The following is a 16,089-nucleotide window of genomic DNA, read 5'->3' as shown; positions in this document are numbered from 1 at the left end:
CTCGCGGCCATGGGCCCTCTGCGAAAGCTCGCGTCCATCGTCTTCTTGACGTCTGGCCTGCTGGTGGCCGGCGGCGGCGCGGCCCTGGCCCATGAGGAGCGCCCGGTCTCGTTCCCGGACGGTACGGGCTCGGTGCCGGTCCTGCGGCAGGGCGAGCCCGACTTGCTCGTCTGCAAGACCGACAAAGCCGATTTTGAACGCCGAATCGCACAATTTCCGGCCGACCTCAAAACCCGAAATCTCGCCCTTTTCGCGAAATGTCAGGAAAAAGGGGTGCGGCACCTCCAGGAGGCCGTCGACCGGGTGAACCGCCCCGGAATGACGATCGCCGTCCTGCCCGGCCTCTACCGCGAGGAGCCCAGCCAGCCCCCGCCCACCGGCGCCTGCGCCCGCCTGCCCGCCCGCTGGTCCACCTGGGGCTACCAGATCCTCAGCTACGAGCAGCAGCTCCAGTGCCCCCACAACCAGAACCTCGTCGCCATCCTCGGCAAGCGGGACCTGCAGATCGAAGGCACCGGCGCCGGCCCGCTGGACGTCGTCATCGACGCCGAGTACCGCAAGCTGAACGCCATCCGGGCCGACCGCGCCGACGGCGTCTACTTCAGGAACCTCACCGCCCAGCGCACCACGTTCAACTCCCTGTACGTGCTGGAGACCGACGGGTTCGTCATCGACCGCGTCCTGACCCGCTGGAACGACGAGTACGGCTTCCTCACCTTCGCCAGCGACCACGGCCTCTATACCGACTGCAAGGCGTACGGCAACGGCGACGGCGGCCTCTACCCGGGCAGCGCCTCCAACCTGAACCAGGGCCGCGGCCACGACGTGCCCCGCTACGCCATCGAGATCCGCCGCTGCAAGAGCCACGACAACGCGCTCGGCTACTCGGGCACCGCGGGCGACTCGCTCTGGGTGCACGACAACGACTTCTACGACAACATGGTCGGCGCCACGATGGACAGCCTCTGGCCGTCCCACCCCGGCCTGCCGCAGAACCACGCCAGGTTCGAGAACAACAGGATCCACGACAACAACCGCGACTACTACCGGCACACCCGCGACGGCACCTGCGCCAGGCCGCCCGCCGAGCGCGGCTACGAGCGGGGCGTCGTGTGCTCGCAGGTCGGCGTGCCCCCGGGCACGGGCGTGATCGTGGCCGGCGGCAACTACAACGTCTTCAGGAACAACCAGGTGTGGGGGCACCGGCGGGCGGGCTTCCAGCTCTTCGGCGTCCCGGCGTTCATCAGGGGCGAGAACGACCTCGGCAAGCAGGCCGACACCTCCGACTTCAACCGGTTCGAGGGCAACGTCCTCGGCGTCAGCCCCACCGGCGAGCGGCGGCCGAACGGGCTCGACGTCTGGTGGGACGGCCAGGGCACCGGCAACTGCTGGCAGGGGAACACGGGCCCCTCCTCGCCCGTGGTGCTGCCCGTCTGCGCCGCCCGGGCGCCCGAGCTGTCGGGCGGGACCCGCCGGCTGCTCGCCGAGCCGGTCAAGCTCGTCAAGCTGTACCTGTGCGCCGACTTCAGCGCCGCCGACGCGCGGCTGCCCGCCGGGTGCGACTGGTTCGGGCGTCGGGGCTGGGCAAGGTGGAGGCGCAGCTCGCGCTCGGCGGATCGCTCGTGCTCGGGCTGCTGGCGGGGCTGTTCTGGTGGCGGTGGCGGCGCTGGAGCGGGCTGACCCGCCGCGCGCGCCGGCTGATCGCGGCCGGGACCGTGGCCGGCGCGCTCGGCCTCGCCCTCGACGTCGTGGCCGCCGCGCTCGGCAGCTCGGCGCAGGCCGGGGCGGCGTTGCTGCTCATGGGGGCGTGGTGGTTGTGCCTGGGGTCGGCTTTGCGCGCGGGGCGGCCCGTGTTCGGCTGGTTCACGATCGTCGTGGGGGCGCTGGCCTGCGCGGACGCCTTCGACCGGCTGGTGTACCTGATCCCGGTGGTCCCGCTCGGGCCGGGGTGGATCCGAGGGGCGGTCACCGGGCTCTGGGTGCTGTGCGCGGTCGTCGTCCTCGCGCCCCGGCGGGCCAGGACTCCGGCCGAACAGCCCGCCGACCAGGCCGGGGTCGCCACGTGAGAGCCGGGCTCCTGGCTTGTGCGCTGGCGTGGGCGCTGGTCGCCGGGTGCGGGCCGCTGTCGCAGACGCATCGCGACCCGGGCAACAGCCACGAGGTGGCGACGGGCGCGCCGAGCGGGCAGGCGGATGCCCGCATCACCATCGCGGGCGGCCGCGTCGAGCCGCCTCCCGGCTGGCTGGAGGTCGGGCGGGGGCGGCAGGTCAGCATCACCGTCACCAGCGACGTGGCCGACGAGGTGCACGTGCACGGCTACGACCTCGTGGCCGAGCTGCGGCCGGGCGTGCCCGCGACCCTGCGGTTCACGGCGGACCTGACCGGCGTGTTCCAGGTGGAGACCCACCGGAGCGAACTGGTCCTGACCCAGCTCGCGGTCCGATGACGGCGGCCGGGGTGGTCGCGCATGGGGTCGGGGAGCGGTCCGATCTGCCGATCCCGATCTTCTACGCCTACGCGGGCGCGTTCGCCGCGCTCGTCGTCTCGTTCCTCGCGCTCGGCCTGCTCTGGGCGGACTCGCGCTTCCGCGGCGACCTGGCGGGCCACCCCGTCCGGCTGCTGCTTCCCGCCCGGCTGCGGCTGCCCGGCCGGGCGTGGCTCGCCGGACGTGCGGGCCGGGCCCGGGGGATCGGGCGGGTCCTGGCGCTCCTGGCCGCCGCCTACGCTCTCGGCTGGCTGCTGGTCGGCCCGGCCACCGAGAACGCCGGCCCGTACCTGGTGTACGTGCTCTTCTGGGTCGGCCTGGTGCCCGCGTCGCTGCTGCTCGGCCCCGTGTGGCGGGCGCTGAACCCGTTCCGGCTGCTGCCGGACCGTCCCCGCCGCGAGTACCCGGCGCGGCTCGGGTACTGGCCGGCGGCGGCGGGCCTGCTCGCGTTCACCTGGACGGAGCTGGTCGCGCCCGAGCCCGCCGCGCCCGCGACGCTGCTGCTCTTCCTGGCCTTGTACGCCGCCGCCCAGCTCGCCGGCACCCTCGCCTACGGCCACGCCTGGCTGGAGCGCGGCGACCCGTTCGAGGTGTACTCGACCCTGATCGGCCACCTGTCGCCCCTGGGCAGGCGCGCGGACGGCACCCGCGTGCTGCGCAACCCGTTCGACGGCCTCGATGCCGTCGCCCCGGCCCCCGGCCTGGTCGCCACCGTCTGCGTGCTGCTCGGCGGCACCGCCTACGACGGCTTGTCCGGAAGCCCGTTCTGGGTGAACGCGCTGCAGACCGCGCCGATCGGCCGCACGGGCCTGGGCACCGCCGGGCTGCTGGCGACCGTCGCCGGCGTGGCCCTGCTGTACGCGGGTTGCCTCGGCGTGGCCGGGCTGATCGGCGGCACGAAGGGGCTGGCGGGCCGGTTCGCCCATTCGCTGCTGCCGATCGCCGTCGGCTACTTGGTCGCGCACTACTTCTCGCTGCTGGTGATCGAGGGCCGGCACGCGGTCGTCCTGGCGCTCGGAATGGACGCCGAGGCGGACCCGAACGCCGTCGCGCCCGGCACGATCGCGACCGTGCAGGTGCTGGCCATCGTGCTCGGCCACGTGGCGGGCGTGGTGGCCGCCCACGACCGCTCGGTCCGGCTGCTGCCGCCGGCGCGGGCGGTGGCGGGGCAGATCCCGCTGTTCGTGCTGATGGTCTGCTACACGACGGGCGGCCTGACGCTGCTGCTAGCGTGAGGCGGTCCGGCGGCGGAACAGCACCGCCGCCACCGGCACGCACACCACGACCGCGCCGGCCAGCCACGCGGTCGCCACGGCCGCCGACGATCCCATGGGCAGGCCGAGCAGCAGCGACCGCATGGTTTCGATGATCGGCGTCAGCGGCTGGTTGTAGGCGAAGTCGCGCAGCAGGCCCGGCATGGTCTGCGCCGGGACGATGCCGTCCGACACGTACGGCAGGAAGAGCACGACGAAGCTGAACGCCCCGGCCGCCTGGGACGAGCGGACCAGCAGCCCCCACACGGCCGCGAGCGCGGACATCGCCAGCACGTACCCGGTGACCAGGGCCAGCACGAGCGCCCAGTCGGTGAGCGTGGCGTCGGGGCGGAAGCCGAGCAGGAGCGCGGCGGCCAGGGCGATGGCCGAGGAGGCCACGTTGCGGATCACGGAGGCCACGACGTGGCCCGCGGGGACGACCCAGCCACTGATCGGCAGCGTGCGGAAGCGGTCGATCATGCCGCCGGTCATGTCCTCGGCGATGGTGACGGCGGTCAGGGCGGCGCCGTACCCGCCGGACATGAGCAGGACGGCGGGGACGACGAAGTCGATGTAGTCGAGGCCGCTGGAGCCGGTCGTGATCGCGCCGCCGAACACGTACACGAACATGAGCATGATCATGACGGGCAGGGCCGTGTTGACGATCAGGCCGTCGAGGACGCGCAGCTCGCGGCGCAGGTCGCGGCCGACCAGGCGGCGCAGATCACCGGCGGCGGTGATGCTGGGGCTGCTCATGCCGCCACCGTCGTCAGCTCGAAGAAGACGTCGTCCATGGTGGGGGTGCGCAGCTCGACGCGCTCGATCGGGATGCCGGCGCCGTGCAGCAGGTCCAGCGTGTGCCGGAGGTGGTCGGGGCCCTGGAGAGCCAGCGTCAGCTCGCCGGAGCCGGGGTCGAGGTGGGCGGCGGGCAGGGTGGCGCCGGCGCGGGGCAGGTCCGCGGGGTTCGCGGGGCGCAGGGCGAGGCGTTCGCTGCCGACCTGGCGCTTCAGCGCGGCGGGGGAGTCGTCAGCCACGACGCGGCCCCCGTCGATGACCACGACGCGGTCGGCGAGATGGTCGGCCTCCTCCAGGTACTGCGTGGTGAGCAGGATGGTGGTGCCGGAGGCGAGCAGCTCGCGGATCACCGACCACAGCCCGGCCCTGCTGCGCGGGTCGAGGCCGGTGGTGGGCTCGTCCAGGAACAGGATCCGCGGCGCCGACACCATGCTGGCGGCCAGGTCCAGGCGCCGCCGCATGCCGCCCGAGTACGTGCCCGCCCGGCGGTCGGCGGCGCCGTCCAGGCCGAAGCGCTCCAGCAGCTCCGCCGCCCGGCGCCGGGCCTGGCGGCGGCCCAGGTGGCAGAGGCCGGCGAACAACTCCAGGTTCTCGCGGCCGGTCAGCAACGGGTCCACGGTGGCCTGCTGCGAGGTGAGCCCGATGGCGCGGCGCACCTGCGGGCCCGCGCGCGTCACGTCGTGCCCGGCCACGGTGGCGGTGCCGCCGTCCGGGGGGAGGAGCGTGGTCAGGATGCGTACGGTCGTCGTCTTGCCCGAGCCGTTCGGGCCGAGCAGGGCCAGTAGCGAGCCGGTGGGGACGGTCAGGTCGATCCCGGACAGCACCCGGGTCCCGCCGAAGGACTTGGTAAGCCCCCGGGCGAGGATGGCATCTGTGAATGGCGTACTGTGTATGACGTTCATAGTTTTAAGGTAATGCAGAATCCTAGGAGTGAGTCAAGGAGGAGATTCGATGGCCGAAGACCGGCTGCCCCCCGTGCTGCGGCGGTTGTGGGGGCACGAGCCGGTGCCGCGCAGGGGGCCGCGGCCCCGGCTCGACCTGGCCACGATCACCGCCGCCGCCATCGAGATCGCCGACGCCGAAGGGCTCGCCGGCGTCTCCATGAACAGCGTGGCCACCCGGGTCGGCGTCGCCGCCACCGCGCTCTACCGCTACATCGGCAGCAAGGACGACCTGCTCGTGCTGATGGCCGACGCCGTCGCCCCCGACCCGCCCGACCCGTCCGGCCGGCCCTGGCGCGACTACCTCGCCCTGTGGACCCGCATCCAGCGCGACATCGTGCTGCGGCACACCTGGGTGCTCCCGATCGCGAACTTCGCCCCGCCCCTCGGCCCCCGGCGGCTGCTCTGGCTCGACCGGGCGTTCGCCGCCCTCGACGGCACCGGCCTCGACGACGGCGAAAAGATCAACGTGGCCAGCACCCTGGCGGGCTACGCGCTGACCGACGCAGCGATCGTGCACACGGCCGGCACCGGTCTCCAGGAGTACGCGGACAGCGGCATCGACAGCGCCGCCGACTACGGCGAGCTGCTGGCCGAAGTGCTCGACCCCGGCACCTACCCCGCGCTGTCGGCCGCCGTGCGCGCCGGCGTCTTCCGCGGGGCCGAGAGCTGGGTCGACGACGCCGACTTCCGCTTCGGCCTCGACCTGCTGCTCGACGGCGTGGAGCAGCTCATCGCCCGGCGCACCTCGGATAGGCGTGCTGCCGATGAGCGCGCCTCGGACGGGCGTGCTGCGGCGGATGACCGCACCTCAGGCGGTCACGTCGCTGGGAAGTAGCTGCTCGGTGAGCAGCCGCCGCGCCCGCTCGGGGCCGGTCACCCACCGCCGCAGCAGGTCCCATCCGTGGAAATATCCGAAGAGGTACGGGCCCATCGGCGACGGCTTGAGCAGCCCGAGCGCCGCCGCCACCTCGCCGTCGCCGTACAGCGACCACCTTCCCAGGTACGCGGCCAGCTCCGCCTCGCCCCGGCCCTCGGCCGCCAGGAACGCGGCGTTCCCCCAGACGCCCCACAACACGTTCCTGGCCCGGTGCACGGCCGCGAAATCGCTGCCGTCCGGACGGATGCCCAGCTCAGGCAGGACGTTCGCGCTCAGCCACGCCTGTGCCTCGTCGCCGGGGAAGATCAGCTCCTCCGCCAGCAGCCCCAGCCCCTCGCTGAGCACGAACGACGGCGAGAGCATGAACCGCACCCACTGCCCCGCCCCCAGGCGGAGCTCCTTCAGCATCGACTCGGCGATGTGCCCGGGATGTCCCTCGTGCGCCACCAGGTACAGCAGGTCGGCCACGTTGAAGGGGATCGCCCGGTTGATGTGGATCGTGGACTTCAGGCCGCCCTCGTACTCGCCCGCCCCGTGGAAGCCCACCCCCTCCACGAGCCGGCACTCCACCACCTCGTCCGCCGGAAGCGGGATGATCATCTTGTCCGTCCGGGCCCGCGTCTCCGCCACCGCCCGGTCCACCAGCTCCGGCAGCCGCTCGACGGCGCGCAGCGTGTGCGCCTCCTGCCACGCCCTCAGCCGCTCGGCCAGGGGGCCGGCACCGGACCTCGGCAAGGCCCGGTCCAGGTCGGCGTGCGCCTGCTCGAACACCTCCTCCGGCACCCACCGCGGCTCCAGCCCCAGGCACTCCCGCCCGTACGCGGCCAGTGGCAGCCGCTCGCCGCCCAGGTGGCGGGCCATGGCGCGGATGGCGCGCACGTGCGCCCGGAGGTAGGCGGACGGCGCGCACTCCATCAGCCGCTCCGCCTCCTCCGCCAGCGTCCCCGCGACGGCCGGCGGCTCCGCCGCCACCGCCGCCCGCCACTCGGCCGGGCCCCGGTAGATCAGCGCGGTGCCGCTCGCGCCGCCCGTCGCCAGCCGGTCGATCCGCAACGCCAGCATCGCGTAGTCCCGCCGCCACTGCTCCTCGATCACGTCGCCTCTCCTCCGTCGGGGTTCGTCGGAGTGACCTAAGCTAGCCGTACGGTTTTCCGTACAGTGCACGGAAAGGCTCGGGGACATGCCGGAGACGATCTGGTTCCGTGAGGACGCCCGCCCGCGCCGGCCCCGGCTGTCGCGCGAGCGCATCGTCGAGGCCGCCGTCGCGCTCCTCGACGCCGAGGGCGTGACCGGGTTCTCCATGCGCGCTCTCGCCGCGCGGCTGCGCGCCGGGACGATGTCCCTGTACGAGTACGTCCGCAGCAAGGAAGACGTCCTGGACCTGGCGCTCGACGAGGTCATCGGCGAGATCGGGACGCCCCGGGAGCCGTTGCCGTGGCGCGACCTGCTCACCGCCCAGCTCGGCCAGAGCCGCGCCGTCATGCGCCGCCACCCCTGGGTGCCCGCCCTCACCGCCACCCGCCCGCTGCTCGGGCCCAACGCGCTGGCCCGCTCCCGGCTGTTCTACGCCGCCCTGGCCGAGGCCGGGCTGGACGGTCCGGTGCTGACCGCCGCCGTGGGGACGCTGTCGTCGTACGTCAACGGGTTCGTCGCGGCGGAGAACATCTGGTGGCAGAAGGTACGCACGCCCGCCGCGGACGCCGAGATCCGCGCCCGGGTGGCCGGGCACCTGGACGAGCACGCCGGCGAGCTCGCCCGGCTCAGCCGGGTGCAGGACGCCGACTTCGACGCCCAGTTCCTCCTTGGGCTCGGGCTCATCCTCGACGGGATCGAAGGACGGCTGGGACGGTGACCTCGTGGATCTCGGCATGCGATACGAGGTAGGTGACCGATGACGCGGACCTGGGCCGAGGAACCCGGCGGCGCGCAGGGCGAGCTGCTGGCGGCGGCCAGGAGCGGGGACGAGGAGGCGTTCGGGCGGCTGGTCGGCCCGTTCCGGGACGAGCTGCGGGCCCACTACTACCGCATGCTCGGCTCCGCGCACGACGCCGAGGACGCCGTGCAGGAGACTCTCGACCGGGCGTGGCGGGGCCTCGACCGGTTCGAGGACCGGGGGCCGATCAGGCCGTGGCTCTACAAGATCGCCACGAACCGCGCCCTGACCCTCATCGACCGCCGGGGCCGCCGCGAGCTGCCCGCCGACCTCAGCCCCGGTGCCGCGCCGGCGACCGAGGTGGCGTGGCTGGAGCCGTACCCCGACCGGCTGATGAGCTGGACGGACGAGCTGGGCCCCGAAGCGCGGCTGCTCGCCCGCGAGAGCGTCGAGCTGGCGTTCGTGGCGGCACTCCAGCACCTGCCGGCGCTGCAGCGGGCCGTCCTGCTGCTGCGCGACGTGCTCGGATACAGCGCCCGCGAGAGCGCCGACCTCCTCGGCACCACGGTCGCCGCCGCCAACAGCGCCCTGCAACGCGCCCGCACCACGCTGCGCGGCCTGCTCCCCGCCGCCACCCAGCAGCGGACCCTGCGCGAGCTGGGCGACGAGGGGCGGCGGGAGCTGGCCCGCCGGTACGCGGACGCCTGGGAGGCCGGGGACGTCGACACCATCGTGTCCCTGCTGACCGAGGACGCCAAGTACTCGATGCCGCCGCTGACCGCCTGGTACCAGGGGCACGCGGGCATCCGGGCGTTCCTGGAGGAGGGGGCGCTGCGGCGGCGGTGGCGGTTCCTGGCGGCGGAGGCGAACGGGCAGGTCGCGTTCGGGACGTACATGTGGGACGTGGAGGCCGGCCGGTACGTGCCGGGCGGGCTGGACCTGCTCGTGCTGCGCGGCACCCGGATCGCCGAGGTGGTGTCGTTCCTGGACGCCGACCTCACCACCTTCGGCCTGCCGGACGGCGCCTAGCTTCCTTCGAGGCGGTGGCGGGCGATGAGTTCGGCGGACGGCGCGGGTTGTAACCCCGGAAGCATCCGACCGGCCATCCCATCCACCCATCCGGAGGCAAGATCCATGACCACCGATGAGCAGCACATCCGCACCCTGATCGAGCGCTGGGCCGCGGCCGTGCGCGCCGGCGACCTCGACGGGGTCGTCGCCGATCACGCCGACGACATCGTGATGCACGACGTGCCGGAGAACCTGCACGGCATCGAGGCGTACCGCAAGGCGTGGCCGCCGTTCTTCGACTGGCTCGCGCAGGGCGTCGCGTTCGACATCGCATCGCTCGACGTGACGGCCGGGGCCGACGTCGCCTTCGCCTGCGCCCTGCTCCGCTGCGGCCCCATCGCGGACGACCCGGATGCCCGGCTGCGGATCACGTTCGGGCTCAGGAAGGAGAGCGGGCGGTGGGTCGTCGCCCACGAGCACCACTCGTTCCCGATCGGCGACCAAGGGGCCGCGGAGGCGGAGGTGCGGCAGGTGCACGAGCGCTGGTACGCCGGCACCGCCGCCAAGGACCTCGACGGCATGATGGCCGCCATCGCCGAGGACGTGGTGTCGTACGAGCAGGACGCGCCACTCCAGCACGTCGGCGTGGACGCGGTGCGGCAGGTGTGCGCCCGCGGCCTGGCGGCGGCCGGCGACGCGCCCATCACCCTGTCCAACCCTGACCTCACGGTGCTGGTCCGGGAGGACCTGGCGGTTTCGTGGGGACTCGACCTGGTACGGGTGGGGGAGTCGGGGGAGAGCTGGTCGCGGGGGACGCGGGTGTTCGAGCGGCGCGGCGGCAGGTGGATGATGGTGCACCAGCACCTCTCCGTCCCCTACGACCCGGCGACGGGAGAGGCACAAACCGGCCTGCGCCCCTGATCCCGGGCCGGCGTGCGACCGGCGGTCCTGGGCCTGGCGATCGCGGGCGGCGGTGACCGGGAGGATCAGGAGCGCTGCTCCAGGACGGTCGCGAGCATGGTGTCCAGGGCCTGCTGGGAGGTCTGGAGCCGGTCGATCGTCTCGGCGAGGCGGCGGCGCTCGCGCTGGAGGCTGGAGACCATGCCGGGGCACGCGGACGGCACCATCCGGTCGCCGTCGTCGTGGACGCAGGCCAGCAGCCGCGCGATCACCGCCGTGGGCAGGCCGGCGGCGAGCATCGTACGGATGTGGCGGACGGCGGCCACGTCCGTGTCGCCGTACTCGCGGTAGCCGTTCGCCAGCCGCCGGGGCCGCAGCAGGCCCTGCTCCTCGTAGTAACGCAGCAGCCGCCTGCTGACCCCGGTCTCGCGGGCCAGGTCACCGATCCTCATGAGCTCCTTGACCTTCACATCCATGTGACGCCTTACCGTCGTGGGCGTCATGTTTGCGAACAACGTGAAGGAGTGGATCCATGCCCGCAGCGGTGATCGTCGGTTCGGGGCCGGGGATCGGGCGGTCGGTGGCCCGGCGGTTCCTGGAGGAGGGGCTGGACGTGGGGCTGATCTCGCGTACCGGTAGCGGGCTCGGGCTGGACGGGGTGCTCACGTACCGGGCCGACTGCGGCGACGAGGGCGAGCTGCGCGCGGCGCTCGACGCGGCGACGGGCGCGCTCGGCACGCCGGACGTGGTCGTCTACAACGCCGCCATCATCCGCCCGGACTCGATCGGCGAGGCCGACGCGCGGGCGCAGCTCGACGCGTGGGCGGTGAACGTGGTGGGCGCACTCGTCACGGCCTCGCACGTGGTGCCCGCGATGGCGCGGCGCGGCAGCGGCACGTTCATCGTCACCGGCGGCATGCCCGAGCCCAAGCCCGCCTACGTCAGCCTCTCGCTGGGCAAGGCCGGCGTGCGGACGCTGGTGGCGATGCTCGATGAGGAGTACGGGCCGTCGGGGGTCCACGCCGCCAGCGTCACCGTCGCCGGCGCCGTCGCCCCCGGCACGCCCTTCGACCCCGACGCCATCGCCCAGCACTACTGGCGCCTGCACACCCAGCCCCGCGACGCCTGGGAACGCGAGGTCCTGCACACGGGTGCGTGAGGGGGACGCACGTCCGCGCCTCTCCGGCGACGGGGAGGCTTGTGCCAGGAGGTGAGGCGCGCGGCCGGGCGGCGAGGCCCGGGGCCAGGCGATGAGGGGCGGGTCAGGTGGTGAGGGGCGGGGCCAGCCGGTGAGGGGCGGGGTCAGATGGTGAGGTGCCAGATCCAGCCGAGCGGGCGCAGGCCCAGGCGGCGGGCCACCCGTTGTGAGGAGTGGTTGTCCGCGCTCGTGCTGTAGAACAGGGGGATCCCCGAGAACTGGGCGGCCCAGGCGGAGGTGGTGGCGGCGGCGTAGCCGCGGCCGCGGTAGGCCGGTGAGGTCCAGGTGCCGGCCTCGGCGCCCGCCGGGGTGAGGCGGGCGCTGTGGCAGATCGAGACCACGTGGCCGTCCTCCGCGACCATCGCCCAGGGCGTGCCCGCGCTGAGGCTCGTGAGCCTGCCCATTCGTCCTCCTCCCAGGAGGCGGGACGCGGTAAGGAGCGGACGAGCCGGACGTGCTCGGCCGAGTCGGATCGCAGCACCTCGACCGTGACGTCGGCTTGAACCGGCGGGACCACCAGGTAGCTCGGGCCTCCGGTCACCTTCACCCGCTCGCCACCCAGCAGCTCCCGGCAGTCGGCCAGGACCCCCGGAGGCACACCAGGGGGCGGGAGGGCGGCTCCGGTGATGAGGGAGAGCAGGTGAGTGGCCAGGTCGTCGGGGACGTGGCCGGCGACGGCGGCGGTCAGGCCGTCGGGGGCCGCGCCGATCACCAGGGTCTCCGGGCCGGGCAGGCGGCCGCGTTCGTCCAGGCGCCAGATGACGCCCAGCTCGATCCGGAGCAGGTCCACGTCGCGTGCCGCGTCCGTCATGGAAGCCCTCCCTGGTACGTCACGAGGCCGGGGTCAGCGTGAACGGGACGGTCGCGGCCACCCTGCCGTTGACGATCACGTCGAGCTCCCGCGCGCCGGGCGGCTCGTCGCGGGTGGTGACCGGGCGGAAGGAGTGGGTCTTGCGGACCGTGAACGTCTGGCCGGGCCGGCTCGCCTCCCGCTGCCCCAGGTGGAACACGCGCCGCGAGCCGGCCCGCCGCACCGCGTACTTCAGGAGCACCGGCCCCGCCGTCTCGGCCGTGACGGTGACCGTGAAGGCCAGCTTGGCGCCCACGGCGACGGTGGCGGAGTCGAGGGACAGGGCGTCGACGGCGCCGCTGCCCGGCGTGGCGCCCACCAGGGCGAGCGCTTCGGGGTGGCCGGCCCGCAGCAGGCCGCGCACCGCGTGCCGCAGCACCCGCTCCACGTGGGAGCCGCCGCCGGCGCGCCACTTCGCCAGCAGCTCCAGGGCCACCTGCGGGTGGTCTTTGGCGAGGTCGTTGACGTGGTTGGCGACCGAGCGGCGGACGTACTCGCTCGGGTCGTCGCGCAGCCGGTCGAGCAGGGGCAGGGTGGGGCCCGGCGTCATCAGCCAGCCGACCCGGCTCGCCCACGGCAGGCGCGGGCGGGAGCCCTCCGAGGCCAGCCGGCGCAGGTGCTCGTCGGGTGACTCGGCCCACTCGAGCATGATCTTGATGGCGTCGTCGCGGTAACGCTCCAGGTAGGGGCGGACGGCGAACTCGCCCGTCGCGTAGGGGGTGAGCGCGGCCAGCGTCCGCATCGCGTCGTCGAGGTGGCCGAGGCCGTGGGTGGCGGTGTGCTCGGTGGCCGGCCAGCCGCTCCACATGTCGAGCGTGGCGGCGCACTCGCGCACGAGCGCGGCGGCCTCCGGATAGGGCAGGGGCAGCGCGTCGTGCAGGGCCGCGGCCACGTGCGTCACGCGGGCCTTGAGCTCCAGGCCGTCGAGGCCGGTCAGGGCCCGCGCGGTGAAGCGGGCGCGCGGGAACGCCGGCCAGGCCGCGCTCAGCCCGTCGGCCAGCACCGCCACCGAGCGCTCGTTGATCAGGTCTTTCAGGGGTTGAGCCACCGGGCCACTGTGCCAGGAGCCACCGACAATTCCAGGGTGCGATGGTGGAGCGGCGTCGGTCAGCGGCCGGGGGCGGCGAGTTCCGTGTAGTACGCGCGCATCGACGGGTAGTACGCGTCGAAGCCGGGCGCCGGCGACCCGTCACGTGACGCGACGAGCAGGTCCAGGTAGTACTCCCAGCCGGGCCCGATCTCCCCGACGCCGTCCGTCGTGTCGAGGTGCTGGACGAACCGCAGCTCCGTCACCCCGCCCGCCTCCTCCAGCACCAGCTCCAGGTGCCAGGCCCCGTGCTCGTCGAGGGACGAGACGGCCAGGCGGCGGGGCGGCTCGCAGGCGTCGATGCGCAGGTCGTACCAGGGCTGCTGGTCCTCGAAGACGAGCCGCACCTTGACCGTGCCGCCGGGCTCGGCGTCGCCCTCCCACGGCCCGAACCAGCGGGCGGTGCGCTCGGGCTCGGTGAGGCTCGCCCAGACGTCCTCGGCGGGGGCGCGGAAGGTGCGGGTGAGGACGAGGTCGGTGCCGTGCTCGGTGCTGAACAGCCGGCCGGTGGGGGTGAGGCTCATGCGGTGCTCTCCTGTCCGGTGACGCCCTGCCCGGCGTCCCCTCTGGTACGGCGTTCGCGGCGCGTGCGGTACACCTCGGTCTCCAGCGCGTCGAGGCGGTGCTCCCATCCGGACGGGCGCACGAAGGGGCCGAGCCACGCGACCAGCTCCTCGAACGGCCCGGGGTCGAGCGTGTAGAGGCGTTGCCGGCCGACCAGTTCGTCGCGGACGAGGCCGCTGCGCCGGAGCACCCGCAGGTGGCGGCTGACGGCGGGGCGGCTGATCGCGAAGCGTTCGGCCACGTCACCGGCCGGCCGCGGCCCGCCCCGCAGCAGCAGCTCGAGGATCTGCCGCCGCACCGGGTCGGCCACGGCGCCCGCCACCTCGTCAAGGCGCGCCCCGGCCGCCTCAACGCCACGTGCGCTGTCTCTACATGCGTCGTCTCCACATGCCTCGGCCGCCATGCCAAGGAAGCGTAACCTACAGGTTACGCTTCCTCAAGGGGCCTCAGCCGGTGGTCTCGCGCCACCGGTTGGTGATGGGCAGGCGGCGGTCACGCCCGAAGTTCTTGGGCGTGATCTTGGGGCCGGGCGGATACTGCCGCCGCTTGTACTCGGCCAGGTCCACCAGCCGGATCACCCGCGTCACCAGCGCCGGGTCGTGCCCGGCCGCGATGAGCTCCTGCGAGCCCATGTCCTTCTCGACGTAGTCGTCGAGCAGCCGGTCCAGCACCTCGTACGGCGGCAGCGAGTCGGTGTCGCGCTGGTCGGGCCGCAGCTCCGCGCTCGGCTCCTTCTCGATCGAGTTCTCGGGGATCGGCCGCTCGGCCTGGAGGAGGAAGTCGGGGTCGGAGTGGGCGTTGCGCCACTTGGACAGCTCCCACACCATCGTCTTGGGCACGTCCTTGATGGGCGCGAAGCCGCCGGCGGAGTCGCCGTAGAGGGTGGAGTAGCCGGTGGCCAGCTCGCTCTTGTTGCCGGTGGTGAGCACGAGGTGGCCGTGCTCGTTCGACAGGCCCATGAGGATCATGCCGCGCACCCTGGCCTGGAGGTTCTCGGCGGCCAGGCCCGACAGGTCGATCTCCTTCTCGAAGGCGTTGACGATGTCGGCGATCGGCACGACCTGCGCGTTGACGCCCTGCCTGCGGACGAGCTCCTGGGCGTCGGCCAGCGAGTGGTCGGAGGAGTAGCGGGAGGGCATGAGCACCACGTTGACCCGCGAGGGGCCGATGGCGTCGGAGGCGATGGTGGCGGTCAGCGCGGAGTCGATGCCGCCGGACAGGCCGAGGATGACGGACTGGAAGCCGTTCTTGGCCACGTAGTCGCGGACCGCGAGGACGAGCGCCGAGTAGACCTCGGCGTGCAGGTCGAGCCGCTCGGGGACGGCGGCGGGGACGGGCGGGTACGGGGCGACGGGCTCGGAGGACAGCACGAGCCGCTCGACGGTGATGGTGGAGCCGTCGCCGGCGTCGTAGGGGTAGGTGCCGGGCTCGGCGTCGGAGACGGGCAGGTCGTCGAGGTCCACGACCAGCAGCTCCTCCTTGAACTGCCCGGCCCGCGCCACCAGCTCGCCCGCCCCGTCGACCACGATGGAGTCGCCGTCGAAGACCAGCTCGTCCTGCCCGCCGACCTGGTTGACGTAGACGAGGCCGCAGCCGGCCTCGCGGGCGCGCCGCACGCACAGCTCCAGTCGTACGTCGTCCTTCTCCTTCTCGTACGGCGAGGCGTTCGGCACCACGAGCAGCCCGGCCCCCGCCTGCCCGACGACGGACACGGGGCCGCCCTCCTGCCAGAGGTCCTCGCACACCGCGATGGCGACGTCCACCCCGTGCAGCCGGAAGATGGGCAGCCGGTCGCCGCGCACGAAGTAGCGGTACTCGTCGAAGACGCCGTAGTTCGGCAGGTGGTGCTTGGCGGTGCGGGTGACGACCGCGCCCTTGTGGAGCAGGGCGGCGGCGTCGAGCGGGGCGCCCTTCGGCTGTCCGACGCGGGGGGCGAGGCCGGCGCGGTCGACGTAGCCGACGACGACGGGCAGGTCGCCGAGGCCCTCGCGCTCCAGCCTGCGTGCCACCTCCTCCAGCGTGCGGATGCTGGCGTCCACGAAGGACGTGCGCAGCACGAGGTCCTCCACGGGGTAGCCGGTGAGGAACATCTCGGTGAAGACCACGAGATGGGCCTCGCGCTCCGCCGCGTCGCGGGTCCACGCGATCAGTTTGTCGGCGTTGGCGCTCAGGTCGCCGACGGTCGGGTTCGTCTGTGCCAGGGCAATGCGGAGTTGTGCCACGTGACCAGCCTAGTACGCCCCGATTTTTAT

At 73.4% G+C, this 16,089-nt stretch carries 18 protein-coding genes; 9 read left to right on the top strand and 9 right to left on the bottom strand.

Annotated features, from left to right (window positions below):
* Positions 1 to 9: 9 nt before the first annotated feature.
* The 4 genes from KIS93_RS44050 to KIS93_RS44040 are packed head-to-tail and all read left to right on the top strand — an operon-like array spanning position 10 to position 3,720.
* On the top strand, positions 10 to 1,680 hold the full coding sequence (locus tag KIS93_RS44050; RefSeq protein WP_246005453.1) for a right-handed parallel beta-helix repeat-containing protein: 1,671 nt from the start codon (positions 10 to 12) through the stop codon (positions 1,678 to 1,680).
* Complete coding sequence (locus KIS93_RS66240; protein WP_246005452.1) at positions 1,623 to 2,066, top strand: hypothetical protein; 444 nt, start codon at positions 1,623 to 1,625, stop codon at positions 2,064 to 2,066. Before KIS93_RS44050 ends, KIS93_RS66240 begins: the two co-directional genes overlap by 58 nt.
* On the top strand, positions 2,063 to 2,446 hold the full coding sequence (locus KIS93_RS44045; protein WP_080041265.1) for a cupredoxin domain-containing protein: 384 nt from the start codon (positions 2,063 to 2,065) through the stop codon (positions 2,444 to 2,446). The genes KIS93_RS66240 and KIS93_RS44045 overlap by 4 nt, the downstream gene beginning before the upstream one ends.
* An 11-nt stretch (positions 2,447 to 2,457) precedes the next feature.
* Positions 2,458 to 3,720: a hypothetical protein gene (locus tag KIS93_RS44040; protein WP_246005451.1), complete on the top strand. Its 1,263-nt coding sequence runs from the start codon at positions 2,458 to 2,460 to the stop codon at positions 3,718 to 3,720.
* Here KIS93_RS44040 and KIS93_RS44035 read toward each other — a convergent pair.
* Together KIS93_RS44035 and KIS93_RS44030 are read right to left on the bottom strand one after the other, a co-directional pair.
* Positions 3,712 to 4,494 carry an ABC transporter permease gene (locus KIS93_RS44035; RefSeq protein WP_080041263.1) on the bottom strand — a complete coding sequence of 261 codons (783 nt, stop codon included), beginning with the start codon at positions 4,492 to 4,494 and terminating at the stop codon, positions 3,712 to 3,714. The two genes, KIS93_RS44040 and KIS93_RS44035, sit on opposite strands and share 9 nt — an antisense overlap.
* Entirely contained in the window at positions 4,491 to 5,435 is a 945-nt protein-coding gene (locus KIS93_RS44030) for an ATP-binding cassette domain-containing protein (RefSeq protein WP_080041262.1), read from the bottom strand. Before KIS93_RS44030 ends, KIS93_RS44035 begins: the two co-directional genes overlap by 4 nt.
* A 49-nt stretch (positions 5,436 to 5,484) precedes the next feature.
* Between KIS93_RS44030 and KIS93_RS44025 the strand changes: the two genes are divergently transcribed.
* A complete protein-coding gene (locus KIS93_RS44025; protein WP_080041261.1) occupies positions 5,485 to 6,312 on the top strand; it encodes a TetR/AcrR family transcriptional regulator in 828 nt (275 codons plus the stop codon).
* On the opposite strand, the gene KIS93_RS44020 is transcribed toward KIS93_RS44025, so the two are convergent.
* A complete protein-coding gene (locus KIS93_RS44020) occupies positions 6,286 to 7,449 on the bottom strand; it encodes a hypothetical protein (RefSeq protein ID WP_230465424.1) in 1,164 nt (387 codons plus the stop codon). The genes KIS93_RS44025 and KIS93_RS44020 overlap by 27 nt on opposite strands.
* A gap of 85 nt (positions 7,450 to 7,534) precedes the next feature.
* On the opposite strand from KIS93_RS44020, the gene KIS93_RS44015 reads away from it, so the two are divergent.
* The 3 genes from KIS93_RS44015 (at position 7,535) to KIS93_RS44005 (ending at position 10,159) form a co-directional block, all read left to right on the top strand.
* Positions 7,535 to 8,206 carry a TetR/AcrR family transcriptional regulator gene (locus KIS93_RS44015; RefSeq protein WP_080041260.1) on the top strand — a complete coding sequence of 224 codons (672 nt, stop codon included), beginning with the start codon at positions 7,535 to 7,537 and terminating at the stop codon, positions 8,204 to 8,206.
* Positions 8,207 to 8,245: 39 nt separating this feature from the next.
* Entirely contained in the window at positions 8,246 to 9,256 is a 1,011-nt protein-coding gene (locus KIS93_RS44010) for a sigma-70 family RNA polymerase sigma factor (RefSeq protein ID WP_080041259.1), read from the top strand.
* Between the two features lie 105 nt (positions 9,257 to 9,361).
* The gene (locus tag KIS93_RS44005; RefSeq protein ID WP_080041258.1) at positions 9,362 to 10,159 is read left to right on the top strand and encodes a nuclear transport factor 2 family protein; all 798 of its coding nucleotides are present in this window, start codon (positions 9,362 to 9,364) and stop codon (positions 10,157 to 10,159) included.
* A 65-nt stretch (positions 10,160 to 10,224) separates the two neighbouring features.
* Here KIS93_RS44005 and KIS93_RS44000 read toward each other — a convergent pair whose 3' ends face one another.
* Positions 10,225 to 10,590, bottom strand: coding sequence for a MerR family transcriptional regulator (locus KIS93_RS44000; protein ID WP_080047058.1), 366 nt, complete (start codon positions 10,588 to 10,590; stop codon positions 10,225 to 10,227).
* 80 nt (positions 10,591 to 10,670) lie between these two features.
* On the opposite strand from KIS93_RS44000, the gene KIS93_RS43995 reads away from it, so the two are divergent.
* Positions 10,671 to 11,297 (top strand): SDR family NAD(P)-dependent oxidoreductase, encoded by a 627-nt coding sequence (locus KIS93_RS43995; protein ID WP_080041257.1) that lies wholly within the window; start codon positions 10,671 to 10,673, stop codon positions 11,295 to 11,297.
* Between the two features lie 143 nt (positions 11,298 to 11,440).
* On the opposite strand, the gene KIS93_RS43990 is transcribed toward KIS93_RS43995, so the two are convergent.
* The 5 genes from KIS93_RS43990 to KIS93_RS43970 form a co-directional block, all read right to left on the bottom strand.
* Positions 11,441 to 11,740, bottom strand: a complete 300-nt coding sequence (locus KIS93_RS43990) for a GNAT family N-acetyltransferase (protein WP_080041256.1) — start codon at positions 11,738 to 11,740, stop codon at positions 11,441 to 11,443.
* A gap of 426 nt (positions 11,741 to 12,166) precedes the next feature.
* Positions 12,167 to 13,234: a hypothetical protein gene (locus tag KIS93_RS43985; RefSeq protein WP_080041254.1), complete on the bottom strand. Its 1,068-nt coding sequence runs from the start codon at positions 13,232 to 13,234 to the stop codon at positions 12,167 to 12,169.
* A 59-nt stretch (positions 13,235 to 13,293) separates the two neighbouring features.
* The gene (locus KIS93_RS43980; protein ID WP_080041253.1) at positions 13,294 to 13,797 is read right to left on the bottom strand and encodes an SRPBCC family protein; all 504 of its coding nucleotides are present in this window, start codon (positions 13,795 to 13,797) and stop codon (positions 13,294 to 13,296) included.
* A complete protein-coding gene (locus KIS93_RS43975) occupies positions 13,794 to 14,159 on the bottom strand; it encodes a metalloregulator ArsR/SmtB family transcription factor (RefSeq protein WP_418113026.1) in 366 nt (121 codons plus the stop codon). The genes KIS93_RS43980 and KIS93_RS43975 overlap by 4 nt, the downstream gene beginning before the upstream one ends.
* Positions 14,160 to 14,283: 124 nt before the next feature.
* Entirely contained in the window at positions 14,284 to 16,059 is a 1,776-nt protein-coding gene (locus tag KIS93_RS43970) for an NAD+ synthase (RefSeq protein WP_080041251.1), read from the bottom strand.
* Between the last annotated feature and the right edge of the window lie 30 nt (positions 16,060 to 16,089).

The organism is [Actinomadura] parvosata subsp. kistnae, assembly GCF_900323885.1.
Lineage (GTDB): Bacteria > Actinomycetota > Actinomycetes > Streptosporangiales > Streptosporangiaceae > Nonomuraea > Nonomuraea composti.
This window is presented reverse-complemented; position numbering and strand designations above follow the sequence as displayed.

Bases quoted from the DNA above. Each gene is read 5' to 3' on its own strand.
- KIS93_RS44000 (WP_080047058.1), bottom strand. From the start codon at position 10,590: ATGAGGATCGGTGACCTGGCCCGCGAGACCGGGGTCAGCAGGCGGCTG.
- KIS93_RS43995 (WP_080041257.1), top strand. From the start codon at position 10,671: ATGCCCGCAGCGGTGATCGTCGGTTCGGGGCCGGGGATCGGGCGGTCG.
- KIS93_RS43980 (WP_080041253.1), bottom strand. From the start codon at position 13,797: ATGAGCCTCACCCCCACCGGCCGGCTGTTCAGCACCGAGCACGGCACC.
- KIS93_RS44050 (WP_246005453.1), top strand. From the start codon at position 10: ATGGGCCCTCTGCGAAAGCTCGCGTCCATCGTCTTCTTGACGTCTGGC.
- KIS93_RS44030 (WP_080041262.1), bottom strand. From the start codon at position 5,435: ATGAACGTCATACACAGTACGCCATTCACAGATGCCATCCTCGCCCGG.
- KIS93_RS44005 (WP_080041258.1), top strand. From the start codon at position 9,362: ATGACCACCGATGAGCAGCACATCCGCACCCTGATCGAGCGCTGGGCC.
- KIS93_RS44015 (WP_080041260.1), top strand. From the start codon at position 7,535: ATGCCGGAGACGATCTGGTTCCGTGAGGACGCCCGCCCGCGCCGGCCC.
- KIS93_RS44035 (WP_080041263.1), bottom strand. From the start codon at position 4,494: ATGAGCAGCCCCAGCATCACCGCCGCCGGTGATCTGCGCCGCCTGGTC.
- KIS93_RS44025 (WP_080041261.1), top strand. From the start codon at position 5,485: ATGGCCGAAGACCGGCTGCCCCCCGTGCTGCGGCGGTTGTGGGGGCAC.
- KIS93_RS43990 (WP_080041256.1), bottom strand. From the start codon at position 11,740: ATGGGCAGGCTCACGAGCCTCAGCGCGGGCACGCCCTGGGCGATGGTC.
- KIS93_RS44010 (WP_080041259.1), top strand. From the start codon at position 8,246: ATGACGCGGACCTGGGCCGAGGAACCCGGCGGCGCGCAGGGCGAGCTG.